This window comes from Burkholderia sp. BCC1208, assembly GCF_902833095.1.
In the GTDB taxonomy this organism is placed as follows: domain Bacteria; phylum Pseudomonadota; class Gammaproteobacteria; order Burkholderiales; family Burkholderiaceae; genus Burkholderia.
This window is the reverse complement of sequence record NZ_CADFDY010000001.1, coordinates 174883-190475: the sequence shown is the minus strand read 5'-3', so window position 1 is coordinate 190475 and position 15593 is coordinate 174883. Positions and strand designations below refer to the sequence as shown.

Annotated in this window: 21 protein-coding genes; 13 read left to right on the top strand and 8 right to left on the bottom strand. The window is 67.3% G+C overall.

The genetic code is table 11. The annotated features are described in order from the left end of the window. The 4 genes from HWX09_RS00885 (at nt 1) to HWX09_RS00870 (ending at nt 2772) form a co-directional block, all read left to right on the top strand. Nucleotides 1-873: a sugar ABC transporter permease gene (locus HWX09_RS00885; RefSeq protein WP_027784458.1), complete on the top strand. Its 873-nt coding sequence runs from the start codon at nt 1-3 to the stop codon at nt 871-873. Continuing rightward, nucleotides 873-1796 (top strand): ABC transporter permease, encoded by a 924-nt coding sequence (locus tag HWX09_RS00880; RefSeq protein WP_027784459.1) that lies wholly within the window; start codon nt 873-875, stop codon nt 1794-1796. Before HWX09_RS00885 ends, HWX09_RS00880 begins: the two co-directional genes overlap by 1 nt. Nucleotides 1797-1922: 126 nt before the next feature. Then, nucleotides 1923-2360, top strand: a complete 438-nt coding sequence (locus tag HWX09_RS00875; RefSeq protein WP_027784460.1) for a hypothetical protein — start codon at nt 1923-1925, stop codon at nt 2358-2360. 199 nt (nt 2361-2559) lie between these two features. Beyond that, nucleotides 2560-2772 carry a hypothetical protein gene (locus tag HWX09_RS00870; protein WP_027784461.1) on the top strand — a complete coding sequence of 71 codons (213 nt, stop codon included), beginning with the start codon at nt 2560-2562 and terminating at the stop codon, nt 2770-2772. Nucleotides 2773-2987: 215 nt separating this feature from the next. Here the strand turns inward: HWX09_RS00870 and HWX09_RS00865 are convergent, their stop codons facing one another. Continuing rightward, nucleotides 2988-3146 carry a hypothetical protein gene (locus HWX09_RS00865; RefSeq protein WP_155257358.1) on the bottom strand — a complete coding sequence of 53 codons (159 nt, stop codon included), beginning with the start codon at nt 3144-3146 and terminating at the stop codon, nt 2988-2990. Here HWX09_RS00865 and HWX09_RS00860 point away from each other — a divergent pair. The 5 genes from HWX09_RS00860 (at nt 3145) to HWX09_RS00840 (ending at nt 7766) form a co-directional block, all read left to right on the top strand. Further along, nucleotides 3145-4335, top strand: coding sequence for a CaiB/BaiF CoA-transferase family protein (locus tag HWX09_RS00860; protein WP_027784462.1), 1191 nt, complete (start codon nt 3145-3147; stop codon nt 4333-4335). The two genes, HWX09_RS00865 and HWX09_RS00860, sit on opposite strands and share 2 nt — an antisense overlap. 21 nt (nt 4336-4356) lie before the next feature. Beyond that, complete coding sequence (locus HWX09_RS00855) at nt 4357-5316, top strand: hydroxymethylglutaryl-CoA lyase (RefSeq protein WP_027784463.1); 960 nt, start codon at nt 4357-4359, stop codon at nt 5314-5316. A 27-nt stretch (nt 5317-5343) separates the two neighbouring features. After that, nucleotides 5344-5727, top strand: coding sequence for a VOC family protein (locus HWX09_RS00850; RefSeq protein WP_027784464.1), 384 nt, complete (start codon nt 5344-5346; stop codon nt 5725-5727). A 224-nt stretch (nt 5728-5951) separates the two neighbouring features. Beyond that, a complete protein-coding gene (locus HWX09_RS00845) occupies nt 5952-6779 on the top strand; it encodes an alpha/beta hydrolase (protein WP_027784465.1) in 828 nt (275 codons plus the stop codon). Between the two features lie 93 nt (nt 6780-6872). Then, nucleotides 6873-7766, top strand: a complete 894-nt coding sequence (locus tag HWX09_RS00840) for a LysR family transcriptional regulator (RefSeq protein WP_027784466.1) — start codon at nt 6873-6875, stop codon at nt 7764-7766. 59 nt (nt 7767-7825) lie between these two features. Here the strand turns inward: HWX09_RS00840 and HWX09_RS00835 are convergent, their stop codons facing one another. From HWX09_RS00835 to HWX09_RS00825, 3 genes are all read right to left on the bottom strand, one after another. Further along, nucleotides 7826-9289 carry an MFS transporter gene (locus tag HWX09_RS00835; RefSeq protein WP_027784467.1) on the bottom strand — a complete coding sequence of 488 codons (1464 nt, stop codon included), beginning with the start codon at nt 9287-9289 and terminating at the stop codon, nt 7826-7828. A gap of 447 nt (nt 9290-9736) precedes the next feature. Further along, on the bottom strand, nt 9737-10423 hold the full coding sequence (locus tag HWX09_RS00830; protein ID WP_230469132.1) for a hypothetical protein: 687 nt from the start codon (nt 10421-10423) through the stop codon (nt 9737-9739). A gap of 10 nt (nt 10424-10433) precedes the next feature. Next, nucleotides 10434-11273, bottom strand: a complete 840-nt coding sequence (locus HWX09_RS00825) for a 5-formyltetrahydrofolate cyclo-ligase (protein WP_230469133.1) — start codon at nt 11271-11273, stop codon at nt 10434-10436. Between HWX09_RS00825 and HWX09_RS00820 the strand changes: the two genes are divergently transcribed. The 4 genes from HWX09_RS00820 to HWX09_RS00810 all read left to right on the top strand — a co-directional run bounded on the left by HWX09_RS00820 (nt 11246) and on the right by HWX09_RS00810 (nt 13523). Further along, nucleotides 11246-12349, top strand: a complete 1104-nt coding sequence (locus tag HWX09_RS00820) for a nitronate monooxygenase (protein ID WP_027784470.1) — start codon at nt 11246-11248, stop codon at nt 12347-12349. The genes HWX09_RS00825 and HWX09_RS00820 overlap by 28 nt on opposite strands. 114 nt (nt 12350-12463) lie before the next feature. Then, nucleotides 12464-12835: a GFA family protein gene (locus HWX09_RS00815; protein WP_027784471.1), complete on the top strand. Its 372-nt coding sequence runs from the start codon at nt 12464-12466 to the stop codon at nt 12833-12835. Then, complete coding sequence (locus tag HWX09_RS33790; RefSeq protein WP_267896641.1) at nt 12832-12960, top strand: hypothetical protein; 129 nt, start codon at nt 12832-12834, stop codon at nt 12958-12960. The genes HWX09_RS00815 and HWX09_RS33790 overlap by 4 nt, the downstream gene beginning before the upstream one ends. A gap of 107 nt (nt 12961-13067) precedes the next feature. Further along, the gene (locus tag HWX09_RS00810) at nt 13068-13523 is read left to right on the top strand and encodes a MarR family transcriptional regulator (protein WP_089500189.1); all 456 of its coding nucleotides are present in this window, start codon (nt 13068-13070) and stop codon (nt 13521-13523) included. Between the two features lie 52 nt (nt 13524-13575). Here HWX09_RS00810 and HWX09_RS00805 read toward each other — a convergent pair whose 3' ends face one another. The 4 genes from HWX09_RS00805 to HWX09_RS00790 all read right to left on the bottom strand — a co-directional run bounded on the left by HWX09_RS00805 (nt 13576) and on the right by HWX09_RS00790 (nt 15582). After that, the gene (locus tag HWX09_RS00805; protein ID WP_027784473.1) at nt 13576-14292 is read right to left on the bottom strand and encodes a GNAT family N-acetyltransferase; all 717 of its coding nucleotides are present in this window, start codon (nt 14290-14292) and stop codon (nt 13576-13578) included. Nucleotides 14293-14460: 168 nt separating this feature from the next. After that, the gene (locus HWX09_RS00800) at nt 14461-14790 is read right to left on the bottom strand and encodes a DUF4148 domain-containing protein (protein WP_034185417.1); all 330 of its coding nucleotides are present in this window, start codon (nt 14788-14790) and stop codon (nt 14461-14463) included. A gap of 73 nt (nt 14791-14863) precedes the next feature. Then, nucleotides 14864-15190: a DUF4148 domain-containing protein gene (locus HWX09_RS00795; RefSeq protein ID WP_027784475.1), complete on the bottom strand. Its 327-nt coding sequence runs from the start codon at nt 15188-15190 to the stop codon at nt 14864-14866. 65 nt (nt 15191-15255) lie between these two features. After that, nucleotides 15256-15582, bottom strand: coding sequence for a DUF4148 domain-containing protein (locus tag HWX09_RS00790; protein ID WP_027784476.1), 327 nt, complete (start codon nt 15580-15582; stop codon nt 15256-15258). Nucleotides 15583-15593: the final 11 nt, after the last annotated feature.

The following is a 15593-nucleotide window of genomic DNA, read 5'->3' as shown; positions in this document are numbered from 1 at the left end:
ATGAGCACGCTCGCGACCGGCGGCGCGCCGCGCGACGCGAAAGCCTGGCTCGTCACGCCGGCGCTCGCATTCATCGCCGCGCTGTTCATCTATCCGTTCGCGTACGGCCTCGTGCTGTCGTTCCAGCCGATGAACGGCGGCGGTGCGCTCGCGAACTACGTGCAGTTCTTCACCGACACCGCGATGTGGCCGACCGTGCTCGTCACGCTGAAGCTCGCGGTGCCGGCGACGCTGCTCAACGTCGGCATCGCGGTGCCGGTCGCGTTCGCGCTGCGCCGCAATTCGCCGTACCAGAAGTTCGTCACGACGCTGCTCGTGATTCCCGTCACGCTCGGCACAGTGCTCGTCGCCGACGGGATGCTCACGTATTTCGGGCCGAACGGCTGGTTTCCGCAGGCGCTGCAGGGGCTGCACCTGTACACGGACGAAGTGCGCCTCACGCACAACTACTGGGGCGTGCTGCTGTCGCTGATCGTGTCCGGGTTTCCGTTCGCGTTCCTGCTGATGCTGTCGTACATCAGCGGCATCGACCCGACGCTCGCGCGCGCGGCCGCGACGCTCGGCGCGAACCCGTGGCAGCAGTTTCGCCAGATCTACCTGCCGCTGCTCGTGCCGGGGCTCACGATGGCCGCGTGCCTGTCGTTCGTGCAGGCGTTCTCGGTGTTTCCGTCGGCCGTGCTGCTCGGCGCGCCGGCCGGCCCGACGCGCGTGATCTCGATCGCGGCCGCCGAAGCCGCGTTCGAAAGCTACGACTATTCGCTCGCGTCGGCGATCGCGATCGTGATGGGCTTCGTGCAGTTGCTGGTGGTCGCGTCGATGCTCGGCGCGCGCCGCTTCTTCTATACGGGCGCGGTGACGGGAGGCAAGGGCTGATGGCGACCGACAATCATGCCGCTCGCACGTGGCCGCCGAAGCACGACGCACCCGACGCGCGGCCCGTCGATACGGGGAAGCCGCACCGGATGAGAAGCAACCTCGCCGGCCGCGCGTGGAAGGCGCTCGTCTGGGCGCTGATGGCGTTCTTCCTGCTGAACGTGATGCTGCTGATCGCGACCGTCGCGGTGAACTCGGTCGCGACGCGCTGGTTCGGCACGCCGTTGCCGCAGGGCTTCACGCTGCACTGGTATGCGAAAGCGTGGGAAGACTTCCAGCTCGCGAGCGTGCTGTGGGTGACCGTCGAGGTGGTCGGCGCGGTCGTGCTGCTGTCGATCGCGCTCGGCGTGCCCGCCGCGTATGCGCTCGCGCGCGTGCAGTTCCGCGGCAAGCGCTTCGCGCTGCTGGTGTTCCTGCTGCCGCTGATGGTGCCGCCCGTCACGTACGGGATCCCGATGGCGACCGTGATGTACAAGATCGGGCTCGCGGGTACGCTGCCGGGCGTGATCCTCGCGAACCTCGTGCCGGCGCTGCCGTTCGTGATCCTCGTGATGACGCCGTTCATCGAGCAGATCGATCCGAACCTCGAAGCCGCCGCGCGCATCTTCGGCGCCAACACGTGGCGCTATTTCCGTTACGTGCTGCTGCCGCTGCTGGTGCCGGGCATGCTCGCGGCCGGGCTGCTCGTGCTGGTGCGCACGATCGGGATGTTCGAGCTGACGTTCTTCACCGCCGGCCCGAGCACGCAGACGCTCGTCGTCGCGCTGTATTACGCGGTGTTCTCGACCGGCGTGCGCGCGCCGCAGTCGATCGACGCGATGGCGATGATCTACATGGCCATCACGCTCGTGTGGGTCGTGATCGCGCTGCAGTTCGTCAGTCCGACCCAGCTTGTGAGCCGCGTGAAGCAGGAGCGGCAGTAGGCGAGGCGAGGGCGTCGTACGATCGCACGAGGTCGCCAGGCAGCGTGCAATTGGTTACAAATGGATACCGCGCATGACACGCGGACGTTGCAGACTACGCGGCGTTCACCCGATCGACGGATATCCATGAAGTTTCAAACGCTGCTGACACTCGCCGGCGCCTCGACGCTGCTGGCCGCCTGCAACCTGCTCCACGACGGTCCCGGATCGAGCGACGTCGATGCCGCCGTGCGCCGCGCGCTCGAAGCGGAAAACCACGGCGGCCTGAACGCGCTGTTCGGCCAGCCGCTGCCCGTGTCGGCCGACGTCGTCTCGGCGAAACCCGACGGCGACTGCAAGAAACTCGGCGATCGCACGTATTCGTGCGACGTCGTGGTCACGTGGCGCAACGCCGATTACTCGCCGTCGCGCGCGAACCTGACCTTCGTGAAGGCGGCCGACGGCTCGTGGCAGACGTCGGGCGTCGACGCGGCGCTCGTGACGGGCACCGCGAAGTCGCTGATCGACCATATCGGCAAGGCGTGGCCGGGCAATGCGGCAAGCGGCGCGTCGGTGCCGCAGTGATGCGCGGACGGTAAGCCTTCGTTCCTTTCTCCCGGATCGACGGCATCGGCCTCGCCGGCCGCACCGCCGCATTTTTCCGATAAAAAAGGGCGCGAGCACCGCGCCTATCTCGTTTGAATGCATCCTCGGTATGCGGGCAGGGTTATAGGGAAAACCCTTATCTCAAGGTATAATCACAGGCTGAGAGAAAGGTCAAATCATGCCTGAACGTTTCCAAGCCCTTGAAAAATTTGTGTTTTCCGTCGTCGTGATGTCCGCCGTCGTGTGCTCGGCCTTCCTCGCGTACGAGCGTCACCCCGAGATCAAGATCGCGCTGCACGAAGGCGAAGCGCTGATGCGCGAGAGCGCCAAGTACTCGGTCATCTGCTCGCCGTCCAAGGTCGATCCTTGCGTCGAGATGTCCGCTTACTGAGCGGCTTTTCCGCTGTTCGGACTTGCTCCGCGTCACCGCCGGTCCGAATGCTTGACGTAGCGTCCATCAGGTATCCGGGGCCGGCCGCAACACAGGACGGATGCACGAACCCGTTACGTGCCGAGTCGCTGGCGTAAGCAGCCCCGCATTCAACAGCCCCGCCTTCGGTCGGCCCCGCTTCGAGCAATCGAGCGGGGCCGTTCTGTTTGTACGTGTCATACGACATGCCGCGGCTCGCCGCCGACGTCGCGCTCGCGTCGTCGCACACCTTTTCCGTTTCGGAAAGGCTGGTTGACCATCGATCGATTTTCGCCGTGAGCGAACGCCGTCATGATCGCCGTCATCGACAACACGATTTCATCGGAGACAGTCATGACACGCCCCCTGGACGGCATCCGCGTGCTTGAACTCGGCCAATTGATCGCCGGACCGTTCGCGGGCCGGATGCTCGCCGAATTCGGCGCGGACGTCATCAAGGTCGAGCCGCCCGGCACCGGCGATCCGCTGCGCAAATGGCGGCTGCTGCACGACGGCACGTCGGTCTGGTGGGCCGCGCAATCGCGCAACAAGACCTCGCTCACGCTCAACCTGCGCACGCCCGAAGGGCAGGACGTCGTACGCCGCCTCGTCGCCGAAACCGACGTGCTGATCGAAAACTTCCGGCCCGGCACGCTCGAAGGCTGGGGGCTCGGCTGGGACGCGCTGTCCGCGATCAACCCGGGGCTCGTGATGCTGCGCGTGTCGGGCTTCGGGCAGACGGGCCCGTATCGCGACCGCCCCGGCTTCGGCGTGATCGCCGAGGCGATGGGCGGCCTGCGCCACCTCACCGGCGAGCCGGGCCGCACGCCGGTGCGCGTCGGCATCTCGCTCGGCGATTCGCTGTCGGCGCTCCACGGCGTGATCGGCGTACTGCTCGCGTTGCGGCATCGCGAACGGCAGGGCGGCAACGGGCAGGTCGTCGACGTCGCGCTGTACGAATCGGTATTCAACATGATGGAAAGCCTGCTGCCCGAATATGCGGCGTTCGGCGCGGTGCGCGAGCCGGCCGGCAGCAGCCTGCCGGGCATCGCACCGACCAACGCATACCGCTGCCGCGACGGCAGGTACGCGCTGATCGCCGGCAACGGCGACAGCATCTTCCGGCGCCTGATGGAACTCATCGGCCGGCCCGATCTCGGCAACGATCCGGCGCTCGCGCACAACGACGGGCGCGTCGCGCAGGTCGCGCGCATCGATGCGGCAATCGGCGAATGGAGCGCCCGCCACGACCTCGACGACGTGCTCGCCGCGCTGAACGACGCGCGCATTCCGTCCGGGCGCATCTACGACGTGGCCGACATCGCGGCCGATCCGCACTACCGTGCGCGCGACATGATCGTCGACGCTGCGCTGCCCGACGGCACCCCCGTGCTCGTGCCGGGTATCGTGCCGAAACTCGACGCCACGCCCGGACGCATCGAGCGGCCGGCGCCCGCGCTCGGCGCGGATACCGATGCGGTGCTCGAATCGATCGGCATCGATGCGGCGACGCGCGACGACTGGCGCACGCGCGGCGTGATCTGAAACAGCCACCGGGACGAAGCCATGACCCACCCTCCGCAACGAATCCATCTCCACGAAGTCGCGACCCGCGACGGTTTCCAGAACGAAGCGGCGTTCGTCGACACCGACGACAAGATTGCGCTCGTCGACGCGCTGAGCGCCTGCGGCTACGCGAAGATCGAGGTCACGTCGTTCACGTCGCCGAAGGCGATTCCCGCGCTGCGCGACGCGGAGGCCGTGATGCACGGCATCGCGCGCGCGCCGGGCGTCGTCTATACGGTGCTCGTGCCGAACGTGCGCGGCGCCGAGCGCGCGCTGTCGTGCGGCGTCGACGAAGTGAACCTCGTGATGTCGGCGAGCGAGAGCCACAACCGCGCGAACCTGCGGATGACGCGCGAGCAGTCGTTCGCGCAGTTGCGCGACGTGATCGACGCGGTGCGCGGCACGGGCGTCGCGATCAACGTGTCGCTGTCGACCGCGATGGGTTGCCCGATGGAGGGCGACGTGCCGGCCGAAACGGTGCTCGCGTGGATGCAGCGCTTCGCGGATCTCGGCGTGCACGGCTTCACGCTGTGCGACACGACGGGCATGGCGTTTCCGTCGCAGGTGCGCGAATTGTCCCGCCGCGCACGCGAGCGCTTCGGCGCATTGCAGCTCACGCTGCACTTCCACAACACGCGCGGGATGGCGCTCGCGAACACGCTCGCCGCGCTCGACGCCGGCATCGACCGTTTCGACGCGTCGCTCGGCGGGCTCGGCGGCTGCCCCTATGCGCCGGGCGCGACCGGCAACGCCTGCACGGAGGAACTCGTGCACATGCTCGAACTCGACGGCTACGATACGGGCGTCGATCTCGCGGCGGTGCTCGCCGTGTCGGCACGGCTGCCCGCGCTGATCGGGCATGACGTGCCGAGCCAGATCCTGAAGGCCGGGCGCCGCTCGGACCTTCATCCGCCGCCGCGTGCCGACGCCGGCGACATGTCCGCGCAACGCGCTTTCTGAACATGAACGGGAACAGGAGCGAATTCCATGGCGCTGATTGACCGTCTCGATCATCTCGTGCTGACCTGCGTCGATCCGGAACGGACGAAGCATTTCTACACCGAGGTGCTGCAGATGCAGCTCGAAACCTTCGGCGCGGGCCGGCTCGCGTTCCGTTTCGGCAACCAGAAGATCAACCTGCACGTGCGCGGCGCGGAATTCGAGCCGAAAGCGCATGTGCCGGTACCCGGCGCGCTCGATCTGTGCTTCATCGCGTCGGTCCCGCTCGACAACGTGATCGCGCACCTTCGGCGCTTCGATTGGCCGATCATCGAAGGGCCGGTCGAACGCACGGGCGCGACGCAGAAGATCCGCTCCGTCTACGTGCGCGACCCGGACCTGAACCTGATCGAAATCTCCGAGCTGATCTGACGAACACGGTTCGGCCGCCCGCCCGAGCACCGGCACGCTGCGCGCACGGCGCGACAGTCCTTCGCCGAAAGCGGACAGGCGGGCGCCGCGCCCGCCGATTCCGGATAGCCGTGCGCGGCCGCGCTGCGGATAATGGCGCAACGGCGTCGGCCCGGCCGCCGCCTTCGCCGCGCGCACCGGACAAACCCGCCGCGCATCCGCAACCCGATCCAGGCGCTTCCCGAATGACGATCCTCTATCGCGGCATGGACCGCGCGGCGCTCGACGCCGCGTACCTGAACACGAAGGTTGTTCCCGATTTCCCGGCGCTGCTCGCGTCTTGTCAGGCGCGCAGCGCGGCGCTGTACGCGGCGACGCCCGGCCGCCGCGACCTGCGTTACGGCGCGCAACCCGCGCAGCGCTTCGACTGGCTGCCGTGCGGGCGGCCCGACGCGCCGCTGTTCGTGTTCATCCACGGCGGCTACTGGCAGCACTGCACGAAAGAGGATTTCGCGTATGCGGCGAGCGGGCCGCTCGCACGCGGCTACGACGTCGTGCTCGCCGAATACACGCTCGCGCCGGTCGCGACGATGACCGATATCGTCGGCGAGATCGGCGCGCTGCTCGACCATCTCGCGGCCGACCCCGCCGGCCTCGGTATCTCGGGACGGCCGATCCACCTGAGCGGCCATTCGGCGGGCGGCCACCTGACGGCCATGCATCGCGCGCATCCGGCCGTCGTGTCGGCGCTCGCGATCAGTCCGCTCGTCGATCTCGAACCGATCGCGCTGTGCTGCCTGAACGACAAACTGCAGCTCACCGCGCACGAAGTCGACGCATGCAGTCCGTTGCATCACATCGGGCGCGGCGCGCCGACCGTCGTTGCGGTCGGCGACGCCGAACTACCCGAACTCATCCGGCAAGCAGACGAATACGCGACGGCGTGCGAAGCCGCCGGCGAGCGGATCGCCCGCGCGTGGCTGCCCGGCATGCAGCACTTCGCGGTGCTCGACGATCTCGCGACGCCGGACGGCGCGATGCTCGCCGCATTGCACGCCGTCGCGCCGCGCTAGCCGCGCCATATCGCACGCGCCTGGCGCGGCGTATGATCGGCGTCAGGCCGGCGCGCCGACCGCGTCCCCCGCACGGCCTTCCAGGACCTCGACATGGTGAACCCGCTTCATTTCGATCTGCAGTCGCTGCGCGTGTTCGCGCTCGTCGCCGAGCACGGCAGCCTGACGAAGGCGGCCGAACACGGCCAGCTCACGCTGTCCGCGGTCAGCAAGCGCATTGCCGAACTCGAAAGCGTGACCGGCAGCGCGCTGTTCGTCCGGCATGCGCGCGGCGTCGAGCTGACGCCCGCGGGCCGCGCGCTGCTCGATCATGCGGCGAAGGTGATCGAGCAGGTCAACCGGATGGCGCACGAGATGAGCGACTACGTCGCCGGCGTGCGCGGCCACATCCACGTATGGACCAACACGTCGGCGATCGTCCAGTTCCTGCCCGCCGATCTCGCCGCGTTCCTCACCGACAATCCCGGCATCAAGGTCAGTCTCGAGGAGCGGCTGAGCCACGAGATCGTCGACGCGCTCGCGTCGGGCAAGGCCGATCTCGGCGTATTCGCCGACAACGTGCCGGCGCCCGGCATCGAACGGCGCCTGTACCGGCGCGACGAACTCGTGCTGCTCGTGCCGCGCACGCACCGGTTCGCCGCGCACGACAGCATCCGCTTCGCGGATACGCTCGACGAGGACTACGTGGGCTTGAGCGACGGCAGCTCGCTGCTCACGCGCATGACCGACGCTGCGTTCGCGGCCGAGCGCTCGCTGAAGCTGCGGATCCAGGTATCGAATTTCGACGGCGTGAGCCGGATGATCGAAGCCGGCCTCGGCATCGGCGTGCTGCCGCGCGATGCGGTGACCGGCGAGCGGGCGGCCCGGCTCGGTGTCGTGACGCTCGACGACGCGTGGGCGACGCGCACGCTGTGGGTCGGCGTGAAGGCGGGCACGGTGCTGACGACCGACGTCGCGAAGCTGTTCGATTTCATGTCCGCGCGGTAAGTGCGCTAAAACGCGATGCGTCGCGCACGCCTTTCATGCGCTCCGCGCCGATCGCCGCGTTACACCGGATTGATGTCGTCCTGGCTGCGCCGCGTGGTCAGCGGCCCGAGCACGCGCAGCGTGACGGCGACGATGCCGAGCGCGACCGAAATCACGCCGAACATCGCGCCCGCGCCGTAGTTGCCGAGCACCGGCAGCAACACGAACGGCAGCGCGCCGCTGACGATGCGCGACAGCGCATAGGTACTGCCGATCGCCGTCGAGCGCACGCGCGCCGGGAAGATCTCGGCCTGGTACACGTGATATGCATTGCTGAACACGTTCGACGCGCACGTCGTCAGGAATCCAAAGCCGACGATCAGCACGGTATTGCCCGAATACGCGAAGCACAGCCCGAACACCGCGATCGACAGGATCGACACGATCACGAGCGTGCGGCGCTCGATCCAGTTGAGCAGCGGAATCGACAGCAGCGACCCGATCGGATACCCGACGAACGACAACGCAATGAACAGCGTGCTGTCCGTCACGTCGAAACCGCGGCTCTTCACGACCGTGCCGGCCAGCGTGCCGAACCCGTAATAACCGAACCCCTGGAGCAGGTGAAAGATCGCCAGCATCAGGTAGCGTGCGCCATACGGTTGGCGGCGCAGTAGCGCGATGCGCTCGCCGAGCCCGAGCGGCCGCTGTGGCTCGACCGGTTCCGCGAAGTGTTCGGGCACGCGCACGCCCGCACTTTCCGCGAAACGCCGCAGCGCCGCGTGCGCGTCGGCCGTGCGGCCTTGCGCGAGCAGCCAGCGCGGGCTTTCCGGCAGCCGGTGCTGGACGAGCAGCACGTACACGGCGCCGAGGCTGCCGATCGCGAGGATGATGCGCCAGCCGGCCACGCCCGCCACCTGCAGCGGGTTCAGCCACAGCGCGAGAAAGCCGACGAGCGGCACCGCGACATACGAAGTCGTATAGGCCCACGCGGCGAGCCGTCCGCGCTTGTCCTTCGGCAGGATTTCGGACAGGAAGCTGTCGGCGACCGGATAGATCGCGCCGACGCCGATGCCGGTCAGGAACCGGCACGCGACGAGCATGTCGGCGTTCACCGAAAACGCACCGGCCAGCGAGAACGCGCTGTACCAGCCGAGGGTAAGCAGGAACGCCTTGCGCCGGCCGATACGGTCGGCGAGGCTGCCCAGGCACATCGCGCCGACGAACATGCCGATGAACGCGGACGCCAGCAATAGCTTGAAATCGGCGCTTTGCCGGCTCAGCCCGTATTCGTGCTGCAACGCGGAGCCGATCGTACTGACGAGAAAGATCTCGTACATGTCGAAGAACAACCCGATGCCGATCACCCAGACGACGAATCGATGCAACGCACCGACCGGCAGATCGTCCATGAAATCGCCGAGCGTGACGCAGCGGCCGGGAAGGGCCGCCGCATCAGCGCCGGCGCCTGCGGAGGCGGCCGGTGGCCGGGCGGATTCGGATCCGCCGGCATGGTCGCCGAGGTCGAGGGATTGGCTGTTCATCGTGTCTCCTGATTATCGATAGGCGGTGGCGCGGGGCCCGGCCGGTCGCGGCCGGCGTAACGCGTCGGCCGCTCGACGCGGCGGGACAGGCATCGCCGGGCTCGTGCAAGAGCCGGCCATGCGGGCAGCGCCGATCGTCCGACACATGGTGGGCAAATCGGCGGCACGTGATAATTGCGGATCTTTCAAGCATCCTTTCCTGAGCAGAAAGGGTGGGGCGCGCGCGACAGTCCGACTTCGCGCGACAGGCCGTTGCAGCCTGCATGGCGGAGAGTGGCGCGCCGGACACGATGTGCTCGCGCGCAGCCGGCCGGGCCGGGAAAACCATGAGGCTCGTGTCGTCGGATCGCTTTGCGCAGCACCGCTGAAATCGTGTTCCGGGAGAACACGACGAACCTGTCGCGCACCGGTACGCCGGCCGTCACCGGCGGCGTACCGGTGCGCGCGTCATTTCAGTTCCGGATTCTGCTGCGTCGCACACGCGCGCAGCGCGGCAACGCGCTCGTCGTGGCCGACCTTCTCGAACAGATCGGCCATCTCCATCTGCGCGACCGGGTCGCCCTCACGCGCCGCGCGCCAGCGCAACGACGCGATCATTCCCCTCATGCGTTCGCCGGGCGTGTCGCCGTCGTAGCCCGACATCGCCTGCATCACGTCCGCGAGCTTGTTGTATCCGGCCGGCACGTGATGCGCAAGCAGCCACGCGACCGCCGGCTGCGCGCCTTCCCAATCCTCGTCTTCGAGCGAACTGTTGACGAGACGTGCCGCCGCGCGCCACGAGCCGAGCGACGCGGCTTTCGCGTACGCCTTGTCGGCATCGCGACCGCGCGACGACGGCGCTGCGTCGAACGCCGCCTGGGCAGCGGCCGACGGCGGCGGCACCGCGAGCTTCGTGCAGCGGAACGCGCCGGCATCGGGTGCATTGCCGGGCAGGTCGGCCCAGCGCACCTGATCCTCCAGTGCGCGATCGAGCGTCGGCCGCACGTCGCTTTGCTTCATCGAGGCGAACACCCAGTCGGTGCGGACATGACGAGCGGCGTCCCAGTCGTCTTCGGCGACGGCGTGTTGCGCGAATGCCAGGCAAGCGGCCATGCAGCCGATCCGGAACAGGTGTCGAGCAGGGGATTTCATCATGGATCCCCCCTTAGCTCGCGACGATGATGAAGGCCGTCAACGCGATCGGGAACAGCGCGATGCCAAGCAGCCCCAGCGCGCCGTCCGCCGCCATCGCGATCGGCGACAGGGCGAGCTTGGCGCCCTTGCCGACGGCCGACAGCTTCTCCGTCACCGTGACGCCATACTCGTGATTGAACGCCTGCGGGACCGCCGATGGCGTAACGTCGTTCGGCAGATAGCGCTTGCCGCTGATCGTGCCTTCCGACTCCAGGTGGCCCGAGTTCTCCTTGAAACCATCGGCGACCGCACGGTTGCGAATGTCGGAGCCGACCGGCGCATCCGAACGACTCAGTCTCATCGTGTAATGACCGGTGATCGTGTCGCCATGCGCGTCGAAATCGTCGAACGCCGTGCGCAGTTTCGTGCGATAAGGTGCGGTGAGCACGGTCGCGAGACCCGGCGGCATCTCGAAGATGTAGTGATACCGCTTGCCGAGCACGACGAGTTGCTTGCCGTCGGAGGTAATCAGGAAGGTCGACAACGTTTCGTCGTATTTCGAATCCTTCATCCATTCCTTGGTGACGGGACCGAAATCGGCGCAGCCGGCCAGCATGCCGGACGCCGCCACGGCGGGCAGCGCGAGAAATGTTCTTCTTTTCATGAATGTTGTAATGATGTTGTTCGTTATTCGGCCAAACCGCCTGAATGTCGGCGAAGCGTTCGACGAACGCTGCACGCTGACGGCCTTGGACGCGGTTTCTCCGTCCGCTATTCTAGGGATGAAACCGGACATGCGATACGTGCGGCCGACGCTTCGGCCGCCATCAGGAGACAAGCGACATGAATCAACCCACCGACCACCGGACAACCCTGTTGCGCACGCTCGGCATCCGCGCCCCGATCATCCAGGCGCCGATGGCCGGCGTCAGCACGCCGGCGCTGGCGGCCGCCGTCTCGAACGCGGGCGGGCTCGGCTCGCTCGGCGTCGGCGCGACCGACGCCGCCGGCGCGCGCAAGATGATCCGCGACACGCGCGCGCTCACCGACCGGCCATTCAACATCAACGTGTTCTGCCACCGTCCGGCGCAAGCCGACGCGGCCGTCGAGCGCGCATGGCTCGACTGGCTCGCCCCCGCGTTCCGCGCGTACGGCGCGGCGCCGCCCGCGTCGCTGTCGGAGATCTACACGAGCTTCGTCGCGGACGACGCGATGCAGGCGATGCTCGTCGAGGAAAAGCCGGCGGTCGTCAGCTTCCATTTCGGGCTGCCGTCCGCAGGCGTGATCGCCGCTCTCAAGCGTGCGGGCATCACGCTGTTCGCGGCTGCGACGAATCTCGACGAGGCCCGCCAGATCGCCGCCGCCGGCATCGACGCGATCGTCGCGCAGGGCATCGAAGCCGGCGGCCATCGCGGCGTGTTCGATTCGACCGCGCACGACGATCGCCTCGGCACGTTCGCGCTCACGCGCCTGATCGTGCGCGAATGCGCGCTGCCCGTGATTGCCGCCGGCGGCATCATGGACGGCGCAGGCATTGCCGCCGCGCTCGCGCTCGGCGCGCAGGCCGCCCAGCTCGGCACCGCGTTCGTCGCGTGCCCGGAGACGTCGATCGACGACGGCTATCGCCGCGCGATCCTCGGCGATGCGGCGCGCCACACCACGTTCACGCGCGCGATCTCGGGCCGCGTCGCGCGCGGCATCGCGAACCGGCTGACCGCGCTCGGCGACGACCCGCACGCGCCGGCCACGCCCGCGTATCCGATCGCATACGATGCGGGCAAGGCGCTGCATGCGGCCGCGAAGGCGAAGGGCGAATTCGGCTATGGCGCGCAATGGGCGGGGCAGGCGGCGCCGCTGGTTCGCGCGCTGCCGGCCGCCGAGCTGTTCGCGGCGCTCGAACGCGAAATGCGCGAGGCAATCGAGCGGATGCAGCACGTGCTGGACTGATCGCGCGCCGCGGATTTGCAATGTCCTGTATCTGCGCGGATCGCCGATACAGTGCAATACAACGCTCGCGCGCGGGTTCGCTATAAAGCAGACATGACCGTTTTGGAGTCCATCATGTCTGCTACCTGGTTCAAAGGATCCTGCCATTGCGGGGCCGTTAAATTCGAAGTCCGCACGGCCATTACGCCGGCCGTGCGCTGCAACTGCAGCCTGTGCCGCCGGCGCGGCGCGCTGATGAGCCCGATGTTCGCCGCCGCCAACCTGACGATCGTCGAAGGCGAGGGCGCGCTGACGAGCTATCGCTTCAATACGCACACGGCCCGTCACTATTTCTGCAGCCGGTGCGGCGTCTATCCGTTCCACCAGACCCGCAAGGACCCGGCATGCTGGCGCGTCAATCTCGGCTGCCTCGACGGCGTCGATCCGTATGCGCTCGACGCGACGGTCGCCGATGGGGCAAGCCTCTCGGTCGTGGAGGATGCATGAAACGCTGGCTGATGATCCTGCTGTTTGCCGCGGGCGGGATCGCGACCGAAATCGCGCATCCGGTGCAGTGCACGTTGCTGTCGGTCAGCCGTCAGCAAACCGGCAAGCGCCGCAAGCCGGGCTGAGCGCGCGACGCCTCAGCCTGTCGGCACCGATTATCATGCTTCCGATAAGATCGCATGCGATATATAATGCGGTTGTCTGCGACCATTCGCGTCGCTGGAGGAAGTCCATGAAACCGACCGAAACCCCGTCGCCCGCCACGCCGAAGCTGTCCGAGTTCCTGTGCTTTGCGATCTACTCGGCGAACCTCGCGTTCGGCAAGGCATACAAGCCGATCCTCGACGAGCTCGGCCTCACGTATACGCAGTACATCACGATCATTGCGCTGTGGGAGCAGGACAACCAGACCGTCGGCCAGCTCGGCGAGAAGTTGTTCCTCGAATCCAATACGCTGACGCCGATCCTGAAGAAGCTCGAGGCGATGGGCTATCTGGAGCGGCATCGCGATCCGTCCGATGAACGCCAGGTGCTCGTCAGCCTGACGAAGAGCGGTCGCCGCGTGCGCGAGAAGGGGCTCGACATGAACCTGGTCGAAGCCACCGGGCTGAAGCCGGACGAGTTCGCCAAGGTGCAGAAGGCGATCGTCGCGCTGCGCGGCAACCTGATCCGGTCGACCGAAACATAAAAACACTCAGGCACGGCAAGCGGCCGACGCGTGAATCGCGCCGGCCGCATTGTCACGCACGCGCATCGTCCAGCACCAGCAGGTGCATCTCGCGACGGACGACGAAACCGAGCGCGAGATAGCGCTCGATCGCCACCTGGTTCGTCGTGAGGACGTGCAGGAAGGGCGTTTCCGCACGCGCACCGATCGTCGCGATCAACGACCGGATCAGCCGCGCCGCCAGCCCTTGCCGCCGAAACGCGGCATCCACGCAGACGGCGCTGATCTCGGTATATCCATCGACCTGCATCCGCGGACCGGCCATCGCGGCCAGCCGGCCGTCGCTGCGCACGCCGATGTAGTGACCGAGCTCGAACGTGCGCGGGCCGAACGGGCCGGGCTGCGCGGCAGCGGTCAGCGCGAGCATGTCAGGCACGTCGGCTTCGGCGAGCGGAACATGCCCCGCTTCGTGTGCCGCATCGAGCGTCCCTTGCCAGGTCATTTGAAGCAACGTCGCGCGCCGGATCACCGACATTCCCGCGGGCGGCTCGATCTCATCCGGCGTGACGAGCGCCGCCGGCCCGTGTGCGGCGATCAGCCCGCGCAGTGCGTCGAACGACGCCGGGCTTGTGTCGTCGATCGCGGCAAACGGCGCGATGGCCGTCGGGAACCGCAGCGCGCGACCCTCGCCGAGCGCAAAACGGCGTTGCCTGCCCGTGAGCGCATTCCAGACGACCCGGTCCAGTACGTGCGTAGCGCCTGTCGCGTTTCCGGTCATGACGTCCGGCATCGGCGGCTCCTTGGGGAAAAGATGAGGTGCCGCACAGAATAATCCCGGACAGGGCGAACAGGTAGCGCTGGCGACGCAGACCAGCGCAACGCAAACAAAAAGCGCACGCGATTACATCGCATGCGCTTTATATGATGGGCTTCGGCGACCGAATGCGCCGTACCGCGCTCAATGGCCGAAATAGATCGAGCGCTCGGCGGTGCGCACCGTATTTCGGCTGCCGGACTGCGTGGCGCCGCCGGCATCGCTGCCGTAACCGGCTGCCTGCGTATCGGCCGCGACGGCGCCGTCGTCGCGAATCCGGTTCAGCGCGGCCTGGATATTGTCCGGGTAGTTCGGATCGTTGGGGCGATTCGGCTGGTAGCCGGCTTGCTGCAACGCGGCCAGTTCGGCCCGCACCTGCGCACGCGTGACGGTGCTTTCACCGGCAAAGGCCGGTGCGGCGACGGAGGCCGACACGGCAACGAGAAGGGCGGCAATCAGTTGGGTCTTCATCATTCACCTCGACAGGGATTCGGGAATTCAGGGGGGCGCACCGCACGCCGGCCATCGGCGCCGCTCGCGCGTTCGTTCAATGACCGAAGTAGATCGAGCGTTCGGCGACTCGTGTCGCCGGCCGGCTGCCCGACTGTGTAGCGGCAGCGGCATCGTTGCCGTAACCGGATGCCGCCGTATCGGCCGCCAACGCGTTGCTGCCATGAATGCGCGTCAACGCGGCTTGCAGGTCGTCCGGATAGTGCGGATCGTTCGCGCGGCCCGGCCGATAACCGGCCTGTGCCAACTGGACGAGTTCCGCGCGGACTTGCGCGCGGGACACGACGGCTTCGTCGGCAAATGCCGGTGCGGCGGCGGAAGCGGCAACAGCCACGAGAAGGGCGGCGATCAAGCGGGTTTTCATCATTCACCTCGACAAAATGGAATCAGGGATAAAAGGAATCAGGGTTCACGTATCAGGCGTGGTGCTCAGTGACCGAAGTACACCGAGCGCTCGGCCACGCTGACGGCATGCCGGCGGCCGGATTGCGTCGCGGTGTCGCCGTCGCTGCCGTAGCCGGCAGTCGCGGCGTTAGTCGCGACGGCTGCGTCGGCGTGGATCTGCGTCAGCGCGGCCTGGAGATCATTCGGATAAGTGGCGTCGGTCGCACGGTTCAGCGGATAGCCGGCCTGTTGAAGCTGCGCGAGTTCGGCGCGCACCTGCGCACGCGTCACGGTGGATTCGTTGGCAAACGCCGGAGCGGCAACGGCAGCCGAAACAGCGACGAGCAGGGCAGCGATCAATTGGGTTTTCATGTTTCACCTCG